General features: G+C 45.0%; 18 protein-coding genes and 1 pseudogene. 9 read left to right on the top strand and 10 right to left on the bottom strand.

The window, feature by feature from the left end; translation table 11 throughout:
* Window positions 1–10: 10 nt before the first annotated feature.
* From P3L47_RS02585 to P3L47_RS02555, 7 genes are all read right to left on the bottom strand, one after another.
* The gene (locus P3L47_RS02585) at window positions 11–703 is read right to left on the bottom strand and encodes a hemerythrin domain-containing protein (RefSeq protein WP_277782578.1); all 693 of its coding nucleotides are present in this window, start codon (window positions 701–703) and stop codon (window positions 11–13) included.
* A 24-nt stretch (window positions 704–727) separates the two neighbouring features.
* Complete coding sequence (locus P3L47_RS02580; protein ID WP_277782577.1) at window positions 728–1,879, bottom strand: Rid family hydrolase; 1,152 nt, start codon at window positions 1,877–1,879, stop codon at window positions 728–730.
* A gap of 10 nt (window positions 1,880–1,889) precedes the next feature.
* The gene (locus P3L47_RS02575; RefSeq protein ID WP_277782576.1) at window positions 1,890–2,603 is read right to left on the bottom strand and encodes a hypothetical protein; all 714 of its coding nucleotides are present in this window, start codon (window positions 2,601–2,603) and stop codon (window positions 1,890–1,892) included.
* 10 nt (window positions 2,604–2,613) lie between these two features.
* A complete protein-coding gene (locus P3L47_RS02570) occupies window positions 2,614–3,828 on the bottom strand; it encodes a porin (RefSeq protein WP_277782575.1) in 1,215 nt (404 codons plus the stop codon).
* A gap of 16 nt (window positions 3,829–3,844) precedes the next feature.
* On the bottom strand, window positions 3,845–5,272 hold the full coding sequence (locus P3L47_RS02565; RefSeq protein WP_165359828.1) for a di-heme oxidoredictase family protein: 1,428 nt from the start codon (window positions 5,270–5,272) through the stop codon (window positions 3,845–3,847).
* 145 nt (window positions 5,273–5,417) lie between these two features.
* Window positions 5,418–6,602, bottom strand: a complete 1,185-nt coding sequence (locus tag P3L47_RS02560) for an imelysin family protein (protein WP_122363760.1) — start codon at window positions 6,600–6,602, stop codon at window positions 5,418–5,420.
* 40 nt (window positions 6,603–6,642) lie between these two features.
* Window positions 6,643–7,971 carry a porin gene (locus P3L47_RS02555; RefSeq protein ID WP_277782574.1) on the bottom strand — a complete coding sequence of 443 codons (1,329 nt, stop codon included), beginning with the start codon at window positions 7,969–7,971 and terminating at the stop codon, window positions 6,643–6,645.
* A 581-nt stretch (window positions 7,972–8,552) separates the two neighbouring features.
* Here P3L47_RS02555 and P3L47_RS02550 point away from each other — a divergent pair.
* The 9 genes and pseudogenes from P3L47_RS02550 to ahpF all read left to right on the top strand — a co-directional run bounded on the left by P3L47_RS02550 (window position 8,553) and on the right by ahpF (window position 16,793).
* A complete protein-coding gene (locus P3L47_RS02550; protein WP_122363762.1) occupies window positions 8,553–9,182 on the top strand; it encodes an HU family DNA-binding protein in 630 nt (209 codons plus the stop codon).
* Between the two features lie 250 nt (window positions 9,183–9,432).
* Window positions 9,433–9,600 carry a DUF6383 domain-containing protein gene (locus P3L47_RS23745; protein WP_427910564.1) on the top strand — a complete coding sequence of 56 codons (168 nt, stop codon included), beginning with the start codon at window positions 9,433–9,435 and terminating at the stop codon, window positions 9,598–9,600.
* A gap of 103 nt (window positions 9,601–9,703) precedes the next feature.
* Window positions 9,704–9,805, top strand: a pseudogene (locus P3L47_RS23740) (type II toxin-antitoxin system HigB family toxin); the annotation flags it as partial.
* Between the two features lie 28 nt (window positions 9,806–9,833).
* Window positions 9,834–10,001, top strand: a complete 168-nt coding sequence (locus P3L47_RS02540; protein WP_277782573.1) for a helix-turn-helix domain-containing protein — start codon at window positions 9,834–9,836, stop codon at window positions 9,999–10,001.
* 314 nt (window positions 10,002–10,315) lie between these two features.
* Window positions 10,316–12,556, top strand: coding sequence for a formate C-acetyltransferase (pflB, locus tag P3L47_RS02535; protein ID WP_277782572.1), 2,241 nt, complete (start codon window positions 10,316–10,318; stop codon window positions 12,554–12,556).
* A 96-nt stretch (window positions 12,557–12,652) separates the two neighbouring features.
* Complete coding sequence (gene pflA / locus P3L47_RS02530; protein WP_277782571.1) at window positions 12,653–13,375, top strand: pyruvate formate-lyase-activating protein; 723 nt, start codon at window positions 12,653–12,655, stop codon at window positions 13,373–13,375.
* Between the two features lie 90 nt (window positions 13,376–13,465).
* A complete protein-coding gene (locus tag P3L47_RS02525; RefSeq protein ID WP_277782570.1) occupies window positions 13,466–14,368 on the top strand; it encodes a cation diffusion facilitator family transporter in 903 nt (300 codons plus the stop codon).
* Window positions 14,369–14,527: 159 nt separating this feature from the next.
* The gene (ahpC, locus tag P3L47_RS02520) at window positions 14,528–15,094 is read left to right on the top strand and encodes an alkyl hydroperoxide reductase subunit C (RefSeq protein WP_122355897.1); all 567 of its coding nucleotides are present in this window, start codon (window positions 14,528–14,530) and stop codon (window positions 15,092–15,094) included.
* 148 nt (window positions 15,095–15,242) lie between these two features.
* Window positions 15,243–16,793 carry an alkyl hydroperoxide reductase subunit F gene (gene ahpF / locus P3L47_RS02515; protein WP_277782569.1) on the top strand — a complete coding sequence of 517 codons (1,551 nt, stop codon included), beginning with the start codon at window positions 15,243–15,245 and terminating at the stop codon, window positions 16,791–16,793.
* Window positions 16,794–16,852: 59 nt separating this feature from the next.
* On the opposite strand, the gene P3L47_RS02510 is transcribed toward ahpF, so the two are convergent.
* The 3 genes from P3L47_RS02510 to P3L47_RS02500 all read right to left on the bottom strand — a co-directional run bounded on the left by P3L47_RS02510 (window position 16,853) and on the right by P3L47_RS02500 (window position 22,741).
* The gene (locus tag P3L47_RS02510) at window positions 16,853–19,333 is read right to left on the bottom strand and encodes a S9 family peptidase (protein WP_277782568.1); all 2,481 of its coding nucleotides are present in this window, start codon (window positions 19,331–19,333) and stop codon (window positions 16,853–16,855) included.
* A 129-nt stretch (window positions 19,334–19,462) separates the two neighbouring features.
* Complete coding sequence (locus P3L47_RS02505) at window positions 19,463–21,784, bottom strand: glycoside hydrolase family 20 protein (protein ID WP_277782567.1); 2,322 nt, start codon at window positions 21,782–21,784, stop codon at window positions 19,463–19,465.
* Window positions 21,785–21,907: 123 nt separating this feature from the next.
* Window positions 21,908–22,741 (bottom strand): MBL fold metallo-hydrolase, encoded by an 834-nt coding sequence (locus P3L47_RS02500; protein WP_122363769.1) that lies wholly within the window; start codon window positions 22,739–22,741, stop codon window positions 21,908–21,910.
* Window positions 22,742–22,792 lie beyond the last annotated feature (51 nt).

Genomic DNA, 22,792 nt, shown 5'->3' with positions numbered 1-22,792 from the left:
AAAGCAACGGTCATTTGATTGTTTTTTCAATGGCTAGTACAGCGGGAACGAAGAGGTAATCTTCTACCCGGTTATGAGAGGCCAGATCTTGTTCGGTGGCAAAGATGTCGAACAGGACACTGTTCAGCAGGTAATTGTCGGGTCCGGGATAGTATTTGAGCAGGATATTTTTGAGCTCCACGATCTTCATCTCTATCTGGTCGTGCCGTTTGCGGAAGATACTGATATTGTATTTGGTATCTTTCATCCCTTCCAACAGGTTGCGGACGTAAGGGAAGACGATCTTTTCTTCGTACGACATGTGTTTATGGACCTCGTAAACATAATCGTCGAAGAATTTGGTGATAGCGAAAGCGATGTCACCCGGGCAGCCGGTAATTGCTTCCGTCAGTTTGCGGCGGATATGAGGCAGCCGGAAGTTCAGGAAATAATCGTGCGCATTATGCAGATAGGTGATCAGCGACCCGAGAGAAAGGCAGTTGTTGATCTCGTTGATCGTGCCTGAAATCTCTTCCGAGAGAAAATTGACAACGGTAAGGAACGTGCAGCAATCCACCTCGTTCTGCCGGCATACATCCCCGATGTTTTTCTCCCCGAATCCCAGGTCGATACCGAAGCGGCTCATTACGAGAACCATGGGATAGTTCTCGCAAATCAAGTCGCTCATTTTATCTGTCTCTTTGTATTTTCCTTGTTTATACATGTTGTTGTATTTATGGTGTTTTATTTATAAACAGGGGTATTGCGGAAGGTCTGCCGGAATAACGGCAATACATTCCGTCTCGATCAGCCATCCCGGACGACATACCGGTGCCAGTACGATCAGGTGCGGCATATCCGGGTGATGGGTGCGGATATAACGGTTTACTTCCTCGTAATCTGCCGGGTCGCGGAGATAGACGATAGCCTGCATGATATCGGCTACGGAAGCTCCGGCCTCCTGCAACAGGACGTTGATGTTTTCCATCATCCGTTCGGTCTGTTTCAATATATCTCCGGGGTGAACGATCTCTCCCCGGTTGTCGATACTGGCTGTTCCCGACAGGAATATCTGTTTCCTGTCGCCGTACGAAACGGCTGTGCCCCGTTCAAAAGTGACGCCATATTCATAGGTCGGATTTAAATGGGTAGGGGCATAGAGGAATTGTATCTGTTCCGGTTGCAGGCCGTCTACTGTATAGGCATCCATCTGCACCAGCACTTCCGGGTCGGCGTGACGGCCTTCTATCCCGGTACTGGTTATATAATGTGTTTTCTCCGTCAGGTTCTGGGTGATGAAAACTTCCTTGCGGGCTTTTACGACACCTGCATAGTTTACATCTACATTCTGTACGAAGAACCAGGTACGGATGCAGTCGGCAGCCAGCGTACAATGCTGTTCGGTCAGTTGCAACACATAATCGTTCAATAACAGGCGGGTCTGGTATTCAGAGGTAGCCGCCTTATTGTGTGCACCGCCGGTCCAGAGGTGGCGATACTTATTATGAGATGCTTCGAACATACCGGAATTGTAGGTTTCTGTAGTCATATCGGTTTGCATATAAGCCCATAGTGCTATTTTAGTACCGTTTAGCGGAGCTTGTTGCACAATCGATAATGCACAAAACGGGTTTTCGCATTCCCGTTCCATCAACCGTTCCGTCTGATTCGCCGCATCACTCAGGAAATACCGGCGGAATATAGCAACGGCTTTACCGGCTTCTTCTTTTGTTACTGTTTCGTATGCTTTTTGTAATTTATCCAGCTGTTCTGTAAACGGCAATGAAGGGGTGGTAACGGAAAATAGTATATGATATTCCGTTACCCCTCCCTTGCCTTCAAAAGAACAAATTTGAGCGTGTATAAAATCTTGTTCGTATGTTTTTGTTTTGAATGCCATAATTATAAATTTATTCTTGGGCTCCCCTTTCGATCCAACTCTTCAAAAGAGAAATCTTTTCGGGTGAACCGGATAACAAATCATTATGATAATGGTTGCTCGCCCCTTCTGTCAGTACATCCATGATGAAGCTGTTATCTGCATCGCCTGGCTTTACAAGCATTTTCCCTTCATTCGAAGAGTTCGCTTTTATATTGACCAAAGCACTGTAACTTTTTCCTTCAGTCAGATATAGACCATCTGCAGCACTGGCCCCGGCCCCATGACAGCCGGTACAGCTAGCATCAAAAATGCTTTTTTGTATGCCATTGAATAAACTCGCATTGACCGTACCTATATCCAGCTTTAGCGTATCGGATGAATCCGTAAAATCCGTTTGATAGAAACTGACAATACGCTTTCTCAGTTTATTGATAACACAAACTTCTATCTGGTTGACTTCGTTTGAAATGCCTTTTAAAATAAGGTCCATCGAACCATCGTCTGCGGTTTTCACTGTTTTGGCGACCGCAGCATATTCATCATCCTTTTTAAATCCGGCGACAACAATCGTATAATCGCTGGGCCAGGTTTGAACGCCCAGGATAATAGCTGTAACCCTGGCTATGCCTCCCTCTATCTCTACGTGTCTGCCCTCGTCGTAAATTTTGCCGTCATCGCAGGAAGCGAAAAGACAAGAGAATAGTAGCGCATTGATTATGAATGAAAAAAACTTTCTATTCATGGTGTGACAATTAGAATGTATATTGAAGCAAAACTGTTCCTGAATGCATAGCTAACCCTAGATCATCGTTATCACGATCAAGCTGTGTGTCATGTCCCGTACGTCCGATGAACTGATACATTGCCTGTAATTTCAGATTACATCCAGTAAAGAAATAGTTGAATCCGACTGCGGGCATATTCAGGAAACCGTTTGTGTCAACTCCGTTGCGGTTAAAGAAATCGTAGCGGGCCGTCGCTTGCAGGCGATTGGTTAAAAAATAACCGCCTTGTACATATCCGCCCAGATAGTTATAACTTTCATCTATTTTCTGTCGTTTGGTGAAACCAACGTTCATATAATAGAGCTCCGCTCCCAGATAAAGACGGTTTTTCAACATGGCAAATTCTGCACCGGCACGGTAATCGTTTGTACTTTCATTTTCGCTTTCTACATTTAAAGATGTTGATAGGCCGAATAATATTTTATCTTCTTTCAGACGATTGGGGTTTCCTTGATTAGACGGCATAACACCTTTTGGCATGTAAGTAATACGTCCGGCATATAATAAAGAAGGGATATGCCAATCATCGCTGAATGTTTTTGAAGCCACGTTTACGGAGCTGCCTGTACCATTAAATATACCTACTTCATAGCCGAATTTTTCTTTGATTAATCCGTGGACTTCTACACCCAGGTCAAAACCTGTGCCGATGTTGGGAGTTACGGCATTCAGTGAATAGGGCAGAATGACAGGTGCTGTCAGTGAAACAGGAAGAGTAGGCATCAGTGTCTCTCCTAATGTTGTCAGATAAGCATGCGCGAACGGTGTTTTGAACTTACCCACGCGTATGGCAAAGCTTTCTTTGAGTTTTACGTCAAACCAAGCCTGTTGCAGAATACCACCTCCGCTTGCGGCTGCATTGATAGACAGGTTGAATGTAACCATATTGAACGCTTTTCCTGTAAAACCGAGAATGGCGTATGGGATGGAAAAACCGGAATTTGCAATGTTGTCTTGATTATAAGCAGGATCCAAACCTTCATCATCGTAATAATTGATATTTGCACTGGTTTGAACGAGCATATAAGGCTTAAAAACGAAATCGCCTTTTTTAGTACCGATAGTGAAACCTTCTTTGCCGGACAAAGATACCACCCCGTTTTCCGTATCTTCTTCGTGCTGGGCCAGTACTGTTAATGGTAAGAACAGTAATGTAATGATTGTAGTTATTAGTTGTTTCATCTTTGTTGTCTTGCTATTATAATGAATTGATAAATGTGATTAACGCATCACGGTCTTCTTTACTCATTTTCTTGAATAAATTCTTGGATGCCTCTCCTTCACCTCCGTGCCACATGATGGCTTCAACCAGGTTGCGGGCACGTCCGTCATGGAGATAGTAAGTATGTCCGTTGACTGTTTCTTGAAGGCCGATTCCCCATAAAGGAGTGGTACGCCATTCATTGCCGCGTGCCAGGCCGCTGACATAGTTGTCGTTCAGTCCAACTCCCATAATCTCAGATCCCATGTCATGCAATAGAAAGTCGGAATACGGATGGATGGTTTGTCCTCCCAGCCAGGGTAATTGTGTCCCATTCAATAAGGCGGCACCGCGTGTCTTGGTGTGCAGCGTTGTTACGTGGCATAGGTGACATTTGGCTTCGTAGAATTTTTGTTCTCCTTTGATTACCTGCGGATCATTGACGTTTCTTCGGGCCGGAACACCCAGGGCATGCAGATAAAGGTCCACATTTTCCATCTCTTCTGTCGAGACATCCAGTTGATCATACGAAAGGCCCATCATGCTTCCCTGATCCATTTGTATCTGTCCTTCGCAGATCTCTTCCGGATAACGACTGTTTGTTACACCCATATCGCTGGAAAAACCGAGTTCGATGGTCAAGTCTGCGTGCTGTGCCTTATTGCCGGACAGGCCCAGACGCATGACGCCTCGTTCGGAAATATAGTTGCAACGGCCGCTGATTCCATATTCAGGATAATTACTTTTTGCAGCAAGTGCTTCGATCTCTGTCGGATCGAGTGCCATCATCTGCCCCATGCCGACATGGCGTAAAGGAATACGTACGGTACAGAACAGATCCTTTGGAGCGATACTGTCGGCATACCATTCTGAAATCGAATATTCAGGTTTACATAACTCGTATGTTTCGCCATCAGGAAACGAGAACGTTTCGTATGTATATTCAACGGAAAGTTTACCTTCCGGCTTTACGCCATATATGGCCTGGTCGTGCAATACACGGCCGTAGTTTTTGAATTGTGCCCCGTTTCTTTTGGCGATATAAACCAGCATGGAAGAAAATCCGTAGCTTCCGGAGCCTCCTTCGCTCCATAATGTCGGCTTGGTTCGTCCGGCATTACGATGGCAGCTTCCACAGGAATAACCCGCATACACCGGGCCGAGGCCACCACCTGTGCCGTTACTACTCGTGCGTACGTCGTCATACAATCTATCTCCATTATTAAACCGGGTCGAATATTTACCTGATACCCAGTCTGCTTCTGTGTCGTATGCTACGGATGAATTGAGGAAGATAGTCGAAGTTCCGGCTGAGAGCGCATAATTATTAGGAACTTCTACATCATCCATATCTATCCCTTCTTTTTCGCAGGAACAGAGTGGAGCTAGGAACAACAGAGGAAAAAACAGATGTCGAAATTTCATATTGATTTTTCTTTATTTTTGATCAGATCTTATTCGTTTGAAATCCATTGTCAAACGTTCCAAAGCCTTGGAGTAGCCAGGTCGCATAACCGGGCTACTTCAAGGCATTATAGTAATAGTGAAAAAGATTCACCTGGTTATTTTTTTAGTTGTTTACTTTACGCGGTTTTCCGTCTTTAAACAATAGGTATTCCAAGGTGTGATAACCACGTACATTCTGTGCAGCTTCTACCGAAGCACTGTCGTCGTCTTCATCCCATTCCATTTTGTCGAAGTTACCTGATTCCAGGATACTAACAATCATATTCTGGTCTAAAGGCCAGCTATCCATGTTAGGATCAAGACCCTCTGTGTCAACCGGACCGAACAGGAAGCCTTCGCTCTTTTCCCATGGTTCGCGAGCAACAAGCCATGCTTCGCTGGCTGCATCGAAATTGCTATTGCTCGGACTATTCTTGAACTGTTTAACAGCTTCGAACAAGGCTGCATTCTTTTCCATCAACGATTTGTAGGTCGGCAACACTACGTAGTCTGTGTATTGAACCAGGATTGCTTCCAGCTTGCTGTCGTTCGGTGTATTTTCATAGGCAGCACGTACGGCAGCTTTTACTTCTTTCAGAATATTTTCCAATGAAAGACAAGCTTCCTGAGCGGCTAATGCTTCATCACTGTTGATGTTGTTGCGGAAAGGCTGCGGGATATTCTGGATAGCTTCGGCTGTCGCATGGATGGCGTCATTCAACTTCTTGTTCATATCGGCATCCATTGCCTCAACCAATTTATAAATAGAGCTTGTCTGAATATCATTTTGGTCGTTTGCATCGTTGGCAGAAACCGTTCCGTAATAAGAGTTACGGATTGACCAGATGTTATTGGTATAGTCGTCGCGTGAATGCCAGCTATACCATGATTCTACGGCATAAAGTGCACCTTCTTTATCTCCTGAATTATATTTGTCAAGAGGGTCACCAATCTTTGCACTACCTACTTCGTTGGCGATTTCGGCGCATTTGTCGAAAATCTGTTCGATACCGTTCAATGCCGTTTTGATGCTTGTCTCGCCTCCGATATTATGTTTCTTGAATGCTTCTGCATAAGGACCAGCCCCTTTGTAGTCTTCATTCCAATATTTATATAAATTGGCAGCATCATTTTTAAGCAAGCTGGCAACGTTATACATGTAATTACCCCATGCCTCCGCATTTTCAGCAGAGTAGTCAAGATCTGTCGGTGTTTCCGTTTGAGGATCGTCGTCATCGTTTGAGCAAGCACTGAATGTCAGGGCTATACTTAACATAAATGCAGCAAATGATAAAAACTTCTTTTTCATTTTCTTCTGTTATTAAAATAGATTTATATTATTTCATTCTTTATTTGTTGATGAACCAGCCTACATAAGCAACTGCTAAACTGAACTCGTTTTCGCTGTTGTATTTTCCTCCGCCGATTTTGCGTGTTGTATAATCAGCTTTAACAACCAGGTTGGGGAGTGCATACCAGTTAACTCCGGCAGTCCACATACTTACTTTATCACGAAGGTCCATGGTCTGTTTACCTTCGCCCTTCTCTTGCGGATTGTAATATTCGTAACGCGCAAACGGATAAATTACCGGGACTTTCTTATTCTCTTTGAAGATAGAGCGAAGGTTAACGCCGACTTCGCCGGCATAGCTGACTGCATTTTTAGCAACCGGGGTAAGACGGCTGTAAGGAGATGTATTACTTTGTGTACCTATTTTGCCGGAAAGAGCTTCGGCATTGCTTAAGCTTCCGTAAATCAGATTTCCCCGGGCTGTTACATACTTGTTTTTGTACTGAAGGTCTGCCGTGTAAATGCGTAGCGGACTTTTTCCTATACTGACAAATGTGTGCGGTTTATCAGAGTTTGCACCTACGTTGTTACAATAATAGAATGAGGCTCCGACTCTTAATCCGGGAACGCCTTCGTAATTTAAACGACCTACGTAAGCAGGAGAAGTAAAGTTGTCTGTTTCGAAAATACCTTGTTTGCCTCCTGCAACCCATTCGTCGCGCGAGAATCCGCAGGCATTTAATCCGGCAACAACCAACGCTTCATAACTGAAGCGAGTATAATCCCTACCGAATGTACCGAACACTTCGATACCGTTTTCATGCCATGTGGAGGGGATAAGCGTTGCTTCTCCTTCAGGGCGGGATGTACCGAAGAAGTTGATAGGTTCATGATGCGCGTTCGTTAAACCGACCGGAACGATAATATGTCCCACCCGGACATTGAATGCGGGGTGGATTAACCGTGTGATATGAAACTGTTCCAGTGCCACTTCGCCACCTTTTTCGACTTCAGTTTCATATTCTCCGTTTTCTGTATTTTCAAGTTCATAAGCAGTACCTGTACCACCCGCTTCGAATTCAATTTCTGCCCCTAATATCCATTTAGGATTAAATTTATAGTCGAAAGCTACAACGAAACGAGGGATAGAGATTGAGTTTCTGTTTGTTTTTGCATTTCCATTATTCCCTCCGTAAAAGCGGTTGATACCATAATCCATAAAATTCGCTAGGATTTCACCATAACCGCCAAATCTAAATTTATCATAACCGCTGGCATAAATCTTTGCCGATTCATCTGCCGCTGTTGACTCTTCGTTGCTCTGTGCAAAGGCTGTTGCACAGGATCCAAGTAGAGTGATAGCCAACAAATTTGTTAATTTTCTCATTGCCTTTTGAAATTTTTGGCAAAATTAGGGCGGTTAAAAAGTATGCGCAATCGCGTATAGTAGGTATTAATTACCCGATGCTACCTATTTGTGGGTATTGTGTGGTGTTTTACTGGAAAAATGCTGTAAAATCCCTATTAATGGTTAGAGATGAGTAAGTTTTACATATATATAGGTATTGCAGGTACTTTTATATGACTTTACCTTTGCATCATCAATTAAGTTTTACTATTAGTATAATCGTCCTGACCGAAACCGAAATTGTTGATTTTTATGTACACCTATTATTTATAAGGTAAATACCCAAATGAAAGGGATTTTTTATTGGTTATTCCTTTCATATAAAAGATGAGTCATTCTGTGAAGAATGGCTCTTTTTTTATTTACAACAGATACCCATTCTTTTCTTATTCTTTATATCTTTGTTTTCTAAAAACTAATCGTTCGATAGCCGTTCTTTATTCATTCGACTAATATCGAACGAATAGATGACAGCCGTTGAACGAGTAGAGAACGGCTATCGAACGATTAGTTTTTAGTGAGAAAAGAATTTGTTACTTTAAAATAATACCATATAATCTATGAGCGCACAATATGATCTGTATGAAACGCCTTCACCTAAAGGGAAGGAGGACAAGAAATCACTGCATGCCCGCATTTATCCTAAAAAAACGTATACGCGTGAAGAGTTTATTAGACATGTGGCTGCCTATGAACATTTGCCGAAAAATGTGTTGACCGGAGCACTTGATGCCATTGTTGACGACTTACGTTATCTGCTTGCTGAGGGCAACATCGTGGAAGTGGGCGAGCTTGGCTTTTTTAGTACTTCGCTGAAGTGTCTGCAGGAAACGGATGACGAGGAAGAAAAAATCAGGGCGGAATCAGTCACCTTCCAAAACGTACATCTAAGGCTCAGCAGCGAGTTTCGCAAAAAGATCAGCAGTGAGATGAAGCTGGAACGTGTGCATTCCCTTTCGCGAAAGAAGAAGAAAATCACCTCTACTGTGGAAGAAAGAAAGGAAAAGCTGGTGTCTTTTCTCAAAATAAATATCTGTATCACCCGAAAGGAATATATTCAGCTGAGCCAACTGACTTCTTACGGCGCTATGAATGAGCTGAATGATTTCATTAGCCGGGGAGTGCTTCGCCGGCGTGGCTCAGGCAAGTCTGTGGTATATGTTGCCGGCGAGAATCTGGATATTCTTTAATATAACACAGAATAGGTAGCCGGCACCTCTTTTTTTACTCAGTAATAGGTATTGTGCACTTTTGCGGGCTGCCCTATCTTTGCAATGTAAAAAGAAAGTAACACTATTAGTATAATCGCTATATCAAAACCTTTTTGCTAATTATGTAAGCATATAAGATGATTAAACGTTATGTCGGAATGTTTTTATTGGTTGTTTCCGACATAAAAAAGGAGCTTTCCTGTGAAGGACGGTTCCTTTTTTATTTCTTATTCGAACAATCAGTCATCCGACAGCAAACGAAGATATCACGACATCTTCGATCAGCATAATCGCTAATGACGGTGCCGTAATTGTTAAGGGTACTGAAGGCAAGAATGTAGTAATCACGAATGTACTTGGTCTGACAATTGCTAACACAGTCATTACATCGTTTTGAAGCTACATTTTTCGTAGTTTTGTGGTAAAGAGTAAATGAAATGAGAATACAACGTAGGAAGGTGATTGATGAAAATAACATTTGGAGTAACCATGCAGAATTGAAGCAAGACTTCCCTTCCGCTGACTATGTAGGAGAAGGTAGATATGTGTTTAATATAAAAGGTAACAATTACAGAATGGTAGTTATGTTTAAAATTCAAGTCACCTCTTATTGTATCAATAGAAAAAGAGTTGAAGAAGCGTTCTTTAAAACAACGCCAGGCAGCTGCTTACTTAGATGTAAAAGAATCTACTTTTAGCCAGATAATGACAGGGAAACGTCCTATTTCTATGCGAATGGCAAAACGTTTGTATGAGAGATTAAATATTGATCCGGTATTGATAATGAAGTTTGCGTAAGGGAGAACAAAAACGGACAAAACAAGATAGGGTTAGCGATCAGCTGGCGGATAACAACAAAGGCTCTCATTAATTTTTTAAGGTCACAATTTGTGATCTTAAAGATTCATATTCATCTTTTTTTGTATTATTTATCATACCATGCCCAGTGATACCTAAAACAAGCGATACACCCTAGTTATAGGGCCTTTTTAGTAACTATTTGTAGTGATTTTGGCTGTTTGGGAGACATCCAGGTTGTACAATAGTTTTTAGTCACCTATAAAAGCAGTACCTTTGCATCGAAATTAAAACCGAAGTAAACAAAGATAGGTATGAAGTTTGAAAACGAGAACTGGGCGCAGTTCAAAGGCGAAATTTGGAAAAGAGAGATTAATGTAAGGGATTTTATCCAGAACAATTATAAACCTTATGAAGGGGATGATTCTTTCCTGAAGGGCTCCTCGGATAAGACGAAGAAAGTTTGGGATAAACTGACCGAAATGTTTAAGGTAGAAAGGGAGAAGGGTGTTTACGACGCTGAAACAAAATATCCTCAAGGCATAGATACTTACGGACCAGGTTATATTGACAAAGAAAACGAAGTAATTGTCGGCCTGCAAACCGATGCCCCTCTGAAACGCGGTATTTTCCCGAAAGGTGGTATTCGCATGGTGGAAAACAGCCTGGAAGCTTACGGCTACAAGCTGGATCCGATGACAAAAGAAATCTTCACAAAATATAGAAAGACGCACAACGAAGGCGTTTTCTCTGCTTATACGGATGAAATGATTGCAGCACGTCGCTCCGCTATCATCACCGGACTGCCGGATGCTTACGGACGCGGACGTATCATCGGTGACTACCGCCGCGTAGCATTGTATGGTACTGCCATCCTGATTGAAGAGAAAAAGAACTATCTGAAAAGACTCGATATTCAGGAACTGACGGAAGAGATTATCCAGAGCCGTGAGGAGATATCCGAACAGATCAAGGCTCTGAAAGCCTTCGAAAAGATGTGTGCCGGCTATGGTTTCGATGTGACTAAACCAGCAAAGGATGCACGCGAAGCCGTTCAGTTTGTCTATCTGGCTTACCTGGCTGCTGTAAAAGACCAGGATGGTGCGGCTATGTCGTTGGGACGTACTTCTACTTTCCTCGATATTTATATTGACAAAGATCTCCGTGAAGGTAAACTGACGGAAGAAGAAGCACAGGAGTTGATCGACCAGTTCATTATCAAACTGCGTATTGTCCGCTTCCTGCGTACCCCGGAATATAACGATCTGTTCTCCGGTGATCCGGTTTGGGTGACTGAATCTTTAGGCGGGCAGGGTGTCGACGGCCGTTCTTTGGTAACAAAGACATCTTACCGTTACCTGCATACATTATACAACCTCGGTCCGGCTCCGGAACCCAACCTGACAGTGCTGTGGTTTAACAATGCTCCCGAAAACTGGAAACGTTTCTGTGCAAAGGTTTCTATCGATACTTCTGCTATCCAGTATGAGAACGACGATCTGATGCGTCCGGATTATGGCGATGATTATGGTATTGCCTGCTGTGTATCTCCGATGAAGATCGGTAAACAGATGCAGTATTTCGGTGCACGTGCCAACCTGGCTAAATGTTTGCTGTACGCGATCAATGGAGGACGTGACGAACGTTCGGGCGTACAGGTGGCTCCGAGATTCGAGCCGATCACCAGCGAATACCTCGATTACAACGAAGTAATGGAGAAATACGAACAGATGATGCGCTGGCTGGCGAAAGTATATGTCAATGCTCTGAAGATCATTCATTATATGCACGATAAGTATGCTTACGAAGCATTCGAGATGGGCTTGCACGACGGTCATGTGGAACGTATCCGCGCGACAGGTATTGCCGGTCTTTCTATCGTTGCAGACTCGTTGGCGGCTATCCGCGATACGAAAGTGAAGGTGATCCGTGATGAACGCGGACTGGCTGTCGGCTTTGAACGTGAAGGCGATTATGTTCCTTTCGGAAATAACGATGACCGTACGGACAGTATTGCCGTAGATATTACTGAAATGTTCATGGAATATCTGCGCCAGCACCAGACATACCGTAATGCTACTCCGACACAGTCTATCCTGACCATTACTTCCAATGTGGTCTATGGTAAGAAGACAGGGGCTACTCCTGACGGGCGTGAAGGCGGTACGCCGTTTGCTCCGGGTGCCAACCCGATGAACGGACGCGATACCAAGGGGGCGATCGCAGCGCTGGCTTCTGTTGCCAAGTTGCCGTTCCAGCATGCACATGACGGCATCTCTTATACGTTTGCCGTTTCTCCTGCTACTTTAGGTAAAGAACGTGATACCCAGATCGCCAATATGGTTGGTTTGCTGGACGGTTACTTTACTCCGGACGGCGGACAACATCTGAACGTAAACGTATTCGACAAGGAATTGCTGCTCGACGCAATGGATCATCCTGAAAAGTATCCGCAGCTGACCATCCGTGTTTCCGGTTATGCCGTAAACTTCGTGAAGCTGACACGCGAACAGCAGTTAGACGTAATTTCAAGAACAATCAATCACTCACTTTAGCAATTAACAATTGACAGTTGACAATTGACAATTAAAAAGGGTTTTACGTATCCTTTAATTGTCCATTGTCCATTGTCCATTGTCAATTAGATAGTTATGAAGGGGAAAATTCATTCTTTAGAAAGTTTCGGGACAGTCGATGGCCCCGGTATTCGTTTTGTTGTTTTTATGCAAGGGTGTCCGCTTCGTTGCCTCTATTGCCATAACCCGGATACCTGGGATAGCAGGGGAGAAGCTAAATACCTGTTGACACCGGAAGAACTACTTGCCGAAGTCTTACGTTACAAGAATTTTATAGCTAAAGGAGGGGTGACTGTCACAGGGGGAGAACCTTTGTTGCAGGCAGAGTTCCTTACTGCTTTTTTCCGTCTTTGCCGGGAAGCCGGCATCCATACGGCACTGGATACCTCCGGTTATGTCTGTATACCGAAAGCATTGGAGGTTTTGGAATATACAGACCTTGTCCTGTTGGATATAAAAACGATCGATCCCGAATTACATCCTCGGTTGACGGCTGTAAAACTGGATAATACATTACGCTTTCTGGATGAACTGGAGAAACGGGATGTTCCTGTATGGATCCGTCACGTCATCGTTCCCGGATGGACGGATAATGACGAAGCCTTGGGTAAACTGGCGGAATATATCAGCCGTTATAAAGTGGTACGGAAAGCCGAACTGTTACCTTACCATACAATGGGTGCTTACAAATACGAAGCACAAGGGATGGAGTACAAATTAAAAGACGTAGAACCTCTGTCTGCCGAACGTCTGGCAAATGCAAAAGAGATATTTAAGAAACAGGGTATAACCGTGTAACCCTATTCAATCCGTTCCCTGTGAATTTTTGCCGATAGGAAGAACATAGTTTTGTCCCATATTGTTACTCAAATAAAAGTAAGAACGAATATGGAACAACATCATCACGACCATCATCATCATGAAATAACCTCTTTGAATAAAGCCTTTATCATCGGTATTACCTTGAACCTGGCGTTTGTTGTAGCCGAGTTTGCAGCGGGTTTCTGGTATAATTCGCTGGGGTTGCTGTCTGATGCCGGACATAACCTGGGCGATGTTGCCAGCCTCGTACTGGCTATGCTGGCTTTCCGGCTGGCAAAGGTACATCCGACCGCCAGTTATACTTATGGATATAAAAAAAGTACGGTACTGGTCTCCCTACTGAATGCGGTCATTCTGTTGGTCGCTGTCGGTATCATTATAGCTGAGAGTATAACGAAGCTGCTTCATCCCCGTCCGGTGGAAGGAGATGCTATCGCCTGGGTTGCCGGGATCGGTGTCGTTATCAATGCGGTTACGGCGTGGCTTTTTATGAAAGATAAGGATAAGGACCTGAATGTGAAAGGGGCTTATCTGCATATGGCAGCGGATGCGCTGGTGTCTGTCGGTGTCGTTATTTCCGGGATTGTCATTGCACATACCGGCTGGTACATCATCGACCCGGTGATCGGGCTGGTCATCGCTTTGGTCATTATCTATTCTACCTGGGGATTGCTGCGCGACAGCCTGCGTCTTTCGCTGGACGGTGTTCCTTCCGGAACGGATATCGAAAAGGTCGAAAAAGCCATGCACGCCGTGGAAGGTGTGAGAGGGGTCCATCACCTGCATATTTGGGCGATCAGTACGACTGAAACAGCCTTGACCGCCCATGTTTCGATCGACGATCTTTCAGAAATGGAACGTATCAAACAGGAACTAAAACATGAGTTGCAGCATGTCGGCATACATCATGCCACCCTGGAGTTCGAGACCTCGGAAATCAAGGGTGAAAACCTCTGCTGGCCAGATTGACTCTTCTTGTTAATAACTCTGAAATGCTGATACTCAAAGATTTTGTCTATGAGTGCATAAAACCTTTCGATTGGATTTTTTGTTCTTACCTCGAATCGGCAACTTATCTTTGCATCAGAAACAAAACAAAATAGTAATAACGATTAAAATAAAAATTCTATGGAACCTATTATCAATTCACAAGCACCCGAGTTCAAAGTACAGGCATACCACAATGGTAAGTTCGAAACTGTAAGCAGCGACGATATCAAAGGCAAATGGGCAATTTTCTTTTTCTACCCGGCTGACTTTACTTTCGTTTGTCCGACTGAGTTGGTAGATATGGCTGACAAATATGACCAGTTCCAGGCTATGGGCGTAGAGGTTTACTCTGTAAGTACAGATTCACACTTCGTACACAAAGCATGGCACGATGCTTCTGAAACGATCCGTAAGATCAAATATCCGATGTTGGCTGACCCGACAGGCGTATTGAGCCGTGCATTCGGTGTCATGATCGAAGAAGACGGTATGGCTTACCGCGGTACATTCCTGGTTAATCCGGAAGGAAAGATCAAACTGGCTGAAATCAACGATAACGGTATCGGTCGTAATGCAGACGAACTGCTTCGTAAAGTAGAAGCAGCTCAGTTCATCGCTGAACACCCGAGTGAAGTTTGTCCTGCCAAATGGAAAAAAGGCGGCGAAACATTGAAACCGAGCATCGATCTGGTCGGTAAGATCTAAGAAAAGCGAAAGCTTTTCTTAATTGAAAATTGAGAATTGAAAATTGAAAATGAGTCTTTGGTACAAGGTTTTCAATTCTCAGTTCTCAATTCTTTTTTCAGGGATTAATTTTCAATTTTCAATTTTCAACTTTCAATTTTCAATTAATATGTTAGATGCATCAATGAAAAATCAGTTATCCGGCATTTTCGGCGGATTAACGAACGAATATATTTTTGACGTGCGGGTTTTTCCTGAACACGAAAGCCGCAAGGAACTGTTGGAACTGCTGAACGATGTAGCAGATTGTTCCGATAAAATCTCTGTACAGGTAGCCGATGGCGACGGTTTGGAATTTTCCTTGTTGAAGAACGGTGAGAAAACCGGGATAAAGTTCCGCGGTGTTCCTAACGGACACGAATTTACGTCTCTCCTGCTGGCACTTCTGAATAGCGACGGCAAAGGTAAAAATATCCCCGACGAAAGTATCTGCAACCGTGTGAAAGCTCTGAACGGTCCGGTCAAACTGACTACCTATGTCTCTCTGACCTGTACCAATTGTCCGGACGTTGTGCAGGCTTTGAACGCAATGGCTACACTGAATCCGGAGATCACGCATGAGATGGTAGACGGGGCGATCAACCAGGAAGAAGTGGAAGCCATGAAAGTGCAGGGTGTCCCTTCTGTTTTTGCCGACGGCAAACTGATCCATGTGGGACGGGGTGATTTCGGTGAACTGCTCGGTAAGCTGGAAGCTCAGTACGGCGTGAAGGAAACAGACTTGCCTGTTGTTGAAAAGAACTACGATGTGATCATTGTGGGCGGTGGTCCGGCTGGTAGTGCGGCTGCCATCTATACGGTGCGTAAAGGCTTGAAAGTAGCCGTTGTTGCAGATCGTATCGGTGGTCAGGTGAAGGAAACGGTGGGTATTGAGAATATGATATCTGTTCCTCAGACCACTGGTCAGCAACTGGCGCTCGACCTGATGTCGCATATGAAAGATTATCCGATCGACATCCTCGAACATCGCCGTGTGGAGAATGTGACAATAGAGGGCCGTGATAAGATATTAACGACTTCTACCGGCGAGAAATTGATTGCTCCTGCCGTGATTGTGGCAACCGGAGCGAGCTGGCGTCGTCTGAATATCCCTGGTGAAGCGGAATATATCGGACGTGGTGTCGCTTTTTGTCCGCATTGTGACGGACCGTTCTATAAAGGGAAGCATGTCGCTGTAGTGGGTGGCGGTAATTCCGGTATCGAGGCGGCTATCGACCTGGCTGGTATCTGCTCGAAGGTAACAGTGTTGGAATTTGCCGATACGCTGAAAGCCGACCAGGTATTGCAGGATAAACTTAGAAGCCTGCCCAATGTGGAGATATTCATGAATTCACAAACTATGGAAGTATTGGGGAACGGTGAGAAGGTAACCGGTATCCGTGTCAAGGACCGTCAGACGGATGAAGTACGTACGATTGAGTTGGATGGTATATTCGTTCAGATAGGTTTGGCTGCTAATAGCGGTGCTTTCCGTGAGGTAGTGGATACGAACCGTCCGGGTGAGATCGTGATCGATAACCATTGCCGTACCAGTGTGCCGGGTATCTATGCGGCAGGCGATGTTTCAACTGTGCCTTACAAACAGATTATCATTTCGATGGGCGAAGGGGCGAAAGCGGCACTGACTGCTTTCGAAGACCGGATGCGCGGCATGTTGTAACGTAACGGTATATATTATAAAAAGAGACCCTCAAGCTATGGACTGAGGGTCTCTTTTTTTTATAAGGACTTGGCAGGATATAAGGCTTCCCACCATTCCGGTTGTTCTTTCAGCCATTTGGCGAACCAGGCGTAGATTGTATTGTTCCACTCGGCACGTTTCTTATAGTCGAAAATCTGATGATTTTGTCCTGTCACTTGTATAAAGGCGGTTTCCTTACCCAGTAGTTTCAGGGCGGTAAACATCTGGATACTTTCTCCGACAGGCACATTCGTATCGACGGAGCCATGCAGGAACAGGAGCGGAGTATTGATCTTATCTGCATGGAACAACGGACTTTGTTCTACATATATATCGCGGGCATTCCAGGGGTAACTGTTTGCCGTTGCCAGCGAACTGTATGAATAGCCCCAGTAACCTTCTCCCCAATAACTTGTAATGTCGCTGATACCGGCATGTGAGATAGCTGCGGCGAAGATATCTGTTTTTGTTTGCAGGTACTGTGTCATGAAACCTCCGTAAGAAGCACCGATACAACCGATCTTCTTGGCATCGACGAAATTATGTTCTGCACAGAACTTCTTTGTCCCTTCGATAATCTCATCACCGGTACGTTTCCCCCAGGCGTTGACGTGGCGTGCTGAGAACTCCTGTCCGAAACCGGTTGCTCCGCTGGGCTGGATAATATAAACGATATAGCCCAATGCAGCATATGCATGTGACGGATAACGGTTTTCCAGCGAACGTTCTGTCGGGCTTGTTCCACCGTAATAGTTGACGATCAGCGGATATTTTTTGTTCGGATCGAAATGAGGAGGCAGGTAGTAACGTCCGTAAATCGTATCACCGGCAGCAGCTTTAAAATTCCAGTCACGAACTTCTCCCAGCGTGATATCTTTGAGTATGTCTTTGGAAAGGTCTTTCAGGCAGACAGTCGTGTTCTTTTTCAGGTTTACTGAGTAAAGACGTTGCGAATTGGAAGCACTTTCTCCGTAATAGACCAGCTCGGGAGCTGATTCGGCTAGTGTGAAATCAGAGAGTATATCTTCTTTTAGCGGGATCGGCTTGATCTTGCCGGTGGACGGATTGAGGACATACAGGCGAACGCAATCTTTGTCTTCTCCCTGCAGATAGATTTGCTTGTCATGTCTGTTCCAGGTAAAATACTGAATGGATGGGTTAAAGTCCTTGCTGACGGGAGATACCTGTTTACTGCCTAAATCATAAATGAACAGTTGACCGTCGGCAGTGTTGGATGTTTGTCCCGGTGCGATATTCAGCCCGATGCCGTCAAAGGCTTCCCCTGAACCTTCGATAGCCAGTAGCTTTCCGTCCGGAGAGAAAGTGGCGCGGCCGATAAACGGATCTTTTAGCAACGCTTCCGTTTCCATCGTTTGCAGGTCCATGCGATAAAGGGTGGTGATGCTGAACGGGCGTTTGGTCAGTGTGCGCTCCTGGCTTGTGAATAGCAGGTAACGGCCATCCTGTGAAATATCATTGAGCGAAGTGGAGTTATGCCCGTAAGTCAGGCGTTCGAAAACTCCTGTCGCCAGATCGTATTTGTGGAGGAAGGAACGGTTGCGCCATCCCGGTTGACGGTCGTCGGGGACCAGTATCTCTTCCATATCCTTATCTTTTTTAGGACCTTCCTCAGATACGGTAAACAGCAGATACTCTTCGGTCGGGGAGAATATGAACCATCCGTCAGGCAAGTTGGAGGAAAGTACATTTTCTGTTTTGGTTACAGGATCGATACTTACCAGTTCTTTGCCCTGCAAGCCGTTACGTGTATAGTAGAGGAGGTTGCTTTGCGGCATCCAGCTGTAATCGTTGGAACTGCTTTCGATCAGGACCTGTCCGCTGGCCCGGTCGGTAACCTGCTGGAATGATTCGGTTTTACCTCCGGGAAAAGTGGTCTGGTAAGCTGTCAGCAGATATTTCCCGTCCGGAGAGAGGCTGACGGAACGCATGCGTGTCCCGTCGAACACATCGCTGATGGTATATCTTTTTTCCGGATCAGTCGTAGCCGTAACAACCGCTTCTGCTTCCGTTTCGAAAGTGACTTTCAGAGAATCTGTTTTATCTTTTTCCGACAGGTATTTGATCACGACTTCATAGCGGTGAGGTTCCAGAGTCAGTGCAATCTTTCCATCTGCGGGAGTCTGCTTTTCATTATTTATATAGACTTCGTAGGTTTCCGGTCCTTTTATCTGCAAAGACCCTTTTACATATCGGTCGCTGTTCAGATAGAAAGAAGCCAGTCCGATATGGCAAGCCTGACTAGTACCCGGCAACATACTTTCCCCGTTGGTATCTGTCTCCAGGAATTGTGCGCTTTGGCGGACATTACTGAACGGAATGGCTGTTTTCAATAATTCTTTTTCTGTGAATTTCTTGCTGTTTACGTCGAGGCTGTCTTGCAGGAACGGCTTTTTAACTTCATAAGGGCCGGCATATCTGAACTGTTTCACAATCACCTCTTCGGCAAACAGATTATAGCAGGAACAGATCGCCGCCAAAAGTAACATGTTTTTTCTCATGGCGAATAAAATTAGATATTTGGTGCAAAGGTATTTATTCCTTGGATGATTTTAAACAAAAAAGCCGATTAAAGGTTGCATCGAAATGATGTAATCCTTTAACCGGCCTTGTATTGGTGTTTTTATATTCTATTGAATACTGATTTCGTCAACGAACAGATAAGCAGGATTGCCTGCACCACCATGCCATGCAGGCAGTTTGTCGCTCTTGATGATCACTTCTACATAACGGGCTTTTACCGGTGCAAAGGTAACTTCCTGCGGGTAGATGCCGTCTTTGTCCGATTGCTTTAATGAAGGAATTGTTTTGGACACTACTTCCTTGAAGTTCTTGCCGTCTTCGGAAACCTTGACGGTAACTCCGGCAGCCCCCATGATCCAATCGCCTTTTACCACATTGGTATTGAAGGATACTTTGCTGATTTCAACCGGCTGTTTCAGGTCGATCGCCGCATCCAGGTCTTTTCCCTGGAAGCCCAACCAGCGGCCAGTCTTGTAGTTGCTGTCGCCGATCAGGCCGTCTGCCATTTCGGGACCGCCTTTGAACTCATATCCTTTGCTCGGTGCAACGCGCAACGTAACCGGCTTTGCAGTCGATTTGCTGAACGTGATCTTTTCAGAGAATACGCGGCTGTTACCTGCAGGACGTACTACAACGGCTTTTATCGTCGCATTTTCCTTGATCTTTACAGGTGCTTCGTATTTATTGCTTGCGCTTGTCGGCTCGCTGCCGTCCAGTGTGTAATAAATATCGCCGTCGCCCATGGTCGACAGGTTGACAACGATCTCGCCGTTTTCCGTATCGGTCGTAAATTCGGCATGGATGTCGAAAATATTCTTGGCGTAATTGTATCCCAGGCGGTCATACAGTTTAGTCATGCGTACCAGGCGGGGCAGGAAACTCTGATATTCCTTCTTGCTCGGGTCTGTCCACTGCACTTCTGCCAGAGCAGCCATACGCGGCATGACCATATATTCAACCTGTGAGAAAGTCGGGATATATTCAGTCCAGAGATTAGCCTGTACGCCGATCACATATTTCTTATATTCATCCGGGATACCGGCAGTCGGTTCCAGTGAATAAACCCGTTCCAGCGGCAGGTAACCACCGATAGCCATCGGTTCGTTTTCCGTATCGGTAGACTGGTAATAGTCGAAATAAAGATACGTATTCGGGGTCATGATCACATTGTGGTGTTGTTTGGCTGCTTCGATACCGCCATCCACGCCACGCCAGCTCATAACCGTAGCATTCGGTGCCAGTCCGCCTTCCAGAATCTCATCCCAACCGATGATATGACGGCCTTTGCTTTCCACGAATTTTTCCATCTGCGAGATTATAGAGCTCTGCAAATATTCTTCCGCACTGTGCTTCTTGTCTCCTTTGATGCCTTCCGCCTTGATTCTTGCCTGACATTTCGGACAGGTTTTCCAACGTACTTTCGGGCATTCATCACCGCCGACATGGATGTATTCGGAGGGGAACAGGTCGATCACTTCTGAGAGCACATCTTCCAGGAACTGCATGGACTTGGGGTTTCCGGCACAGATCACATCGTCAGAAATTCCCCACTGCTGCCATACATCATACGGACCGCCCGTACAACCCAGTTCCGGATAAGTAGCCAATGCAGCCTGCTGGTGTCCCGGCAGGTCGATTTCAGGGATAATCGTGATAAAACGTTGCTGGGCATAAGCGATCACGTCACGGATTTCGTCCTGTGTATAGAAGCCGCCGTAAGGTTTGCCGTCATATTCTCCGGTGTTATGTCCGATCACGGTCTGTTTGCGCTGGGAACCGATTTTTGTCAGTTCCGGATATTTCTTGATCTCGATACGCCAGCCCTGGTCGTCTGTCAGATGCCAGTGGAATGTATTCATATTGTGCAGAGCCAGTATGTCGATATACTTTTTTATTGAATCCACTGTGAAGAAATGACGGGAAACGTCGAGATGCATGCCGCGGTAGGCAAAACGGGGATAATCGTTGATCGTTACAGACGGCAGTTCGATATTCATTCCTTCGGCAACAGCCGGGATCGACTTGCGCAAGGTCTGTATGCCGTAGAACACTCCGGCTTCGCTGGCACCAGCCAGTTCGATACCTTCGGGAGTGACTGTCAGACGGTAACCTTCCGGGTTGGAAATGCTTTTGTCTATCGAAAGATGGATCGGTTTCGAGCCTTTTGCCGTAACGACTTTCGGAGCATAACCGGTTGCTTCTTTAATATAAGCAGCCAGAAATTCGCCAGCCTGTTTCAGCAGATCATTCCCTTCCGGATAGACAATCGATGTAGAAGGTGTTAACACAAAAGAGCCTCCATTGATCATGGATACTTCCTGGGGCAGGGGAATAATCCCGTAATCGCCTTTAGCGACTTTTCCATCGGAACAGGCCATCATTCCGGCAAAAGCTGCACAAAGCAGCGTCAGTTTGCTTAGTTTATTCATGCGTTGTATAAAGTTATAAATGATAATGTCTTTTTCTTGTATTTATGATCTGTCTTAGATATTGTTCCCAAAGATAGTAATTTATTTTATTTCTGATATAAATTAGCTTGTTAATCGGTACTGTTATTGTATTTCTATCGTTTTATCTTTCTTGAAGAAATCGTTTATTTTCTTTACTGTACTACATTTAGTATAAGCATCGTGACAATAAATGAGTGCTTGTCCTTCACGGGCTGCTTCTTCCAGTATGCGTATTTTTTCCTGATAAGATGTAACGGGAAAAGTGTCATAGGCTGAAATCCAATCCGGGGAAACGCTTGCTGCCAGGGGAATCACATCGCCTATGAAGACAAAGGTTTGTTCCGGCATCCGGATATAAGGAGCGATCTGTCCCGGTGTGTGTCCGTCGAAAAGACGCAGGTCGATACCCGGACAAAGTTCCGTGTCTGTATCGATGAGGCGTAACAGCCCGTTATCGGCTATCGCCTGCATGTTCTCTATAAAATAAGAATCTTTTTCCAGAGCGTTCGGATGGAGGAAATTTTCCCACTGTTTGCGGCTGACCCAGTAAGTGGCGTTGGGAAACGCCGGGAGTATTTCTCCCGTTTCTTCATTTTTCAGGGTCGAATAGCCGCAGTGGTCAAAATGCAGATGGGTAAGTACTACATCCGTCACCTGTCCGGCCGTGATACCTCTTTTCTGCAATTCTTCCCCCAGGTCAACCAGGTCGAAGAAATTATAATAGCTTAACTGCTTCAAATGCTTGGTGCCTGCTCCGTTGTCTACGAGGATCACTTTTTCAGGAATGTTTGATATTAGCAGGCTCCTCATTGCCAGGACACAGCCGTTCGTGTCGTTGCTTGGATAGCGCCGGCTCCATGCGGTTTTCGGAATAGCTCCGAACATGGCTCCGCCATCTGCGTAAAAGTAACCTGTATCGATTATCTGTATATTCATTTCACTTTTTTTGTGTCAAATATAAGCCTATTTTTTCTATTACTGGTATGG

This window comes from Parabacteroides chongii, assembly GCF_029581355.1.
Lineage (GTDB): Bacteria > Bacteroidota > Bacteroidia > Bacteroidales > Tannerellaceae > Parabacteroides > Parabacteroides chongii.
The sequence above is the reverse complement of the archived record's forward strand: the minus strand, read 5'-3'. Positions and strand labels throughout refer to the sequence as shown.

Coding starts and splice junctions, on each gene's coding strand:
- P3L47_RS02585 (WP_277782578.1), bottom strand. CDS start 703: ATGTATAAACAAGGAAAATACAAAGAGACAGATAAAATGAGCGACTTG.
- P3L47_RS02580 (WP_277782577.1), bottom strand. CDS start 1,879: ATGGCATTCAAAACAAAAACATACGAACAAGATTTTATACACGCTCAA.
- P3L47_RS02575 (WP_277782576.1), bottom strand. CDS start 2,603: ATGAATAGAAAGTTTTTTTCATTCATAATCAATGCGCTACTATTCTCT.
- P3L47_RS02570 (WP_277782575.1), bottom strand. CDS start 3,828: ATGAAACAACTAATAACTACAATCATTACATTACTGTTCTTACCATTA.
- P3L47_RS02565 (WP_165359828.1), bottom strand. CDS start 5,272: ATGAAATTTCGACATCTGTTTTTTCCTCTGTTGTTCCTAGCTCCACTC.
- P3L47_RS02560 (WP_122363760.1), bottom strand. CDS start 6,602: ATGAAAAAGAAGTTTTTATCATTTGCTGCATTTATGTTAAGTATAGCC.
- P3L47_RS02555 (WP_277782574.1), bottom strand. CDS start 7,971: ATGAGAAAATTAACAAATTTGTTGGCTATCACTCTACTTGGATCCTGT.
- P3L47_RS02550 (WP_122363762.1), top strand. CDS start 8,553: ATGAGCGCACAATATGATCTGTATGAAACGCCTTCACCTAAAGGGAAG.
- pflB (WP_277782572.1), top strand. CDS start 10,316: ATGAAGTTTGAAAACGAGAACTGGGCGCAGTTCAAAGGCGAAATTTGG.
- pflA (WP_277782571.1), top strand. CDS start 12,653: ATGAAGGGGAAAATTCATTCTTTAGAAAGTTTCGGGACAGTCGATGGC.
- P3L47_RS02525 (WP_277782570.1), top strand. CDS start 13,466: ATGGAACAACATCATCACGACCATCATCATCATGAAATAACCTCTTTG.
- ahpC (WP_122355897.1), top strand. CDS start 14,528: ATGGAACCTATTATCAATTCACAAGCACCCGAGTTCAAAGTACAGGCA.
- ahpF (WP_277782569.1), top strand. CDS start 15,243: ATGTTAGATGCATCAATGAAAAATCAGTTATCCGGCATTTTCGGCGGA.
- P3L47_RS02510 (WP_277782568.1), bottom strand. CDS start 19,333: ATGAGAAAAAACATGTTACTTTTGGCGGCGATCTGTTCCTGCTATAAT.
- P3L47_RS02505 (WP_277782567.1), bottom strand. CDS start 21,784: ATGAATAAACTAAGCAAACTGACGCTGCTTTGTGCAGCTTTTGCCGGA.
- P3L47_RS02500 (WP_122363769.1), bottom strand. CDS start 22,741: ATGAATATACAGATAATCGATACAGGTTACTTTTACGCAGATGGCGGA.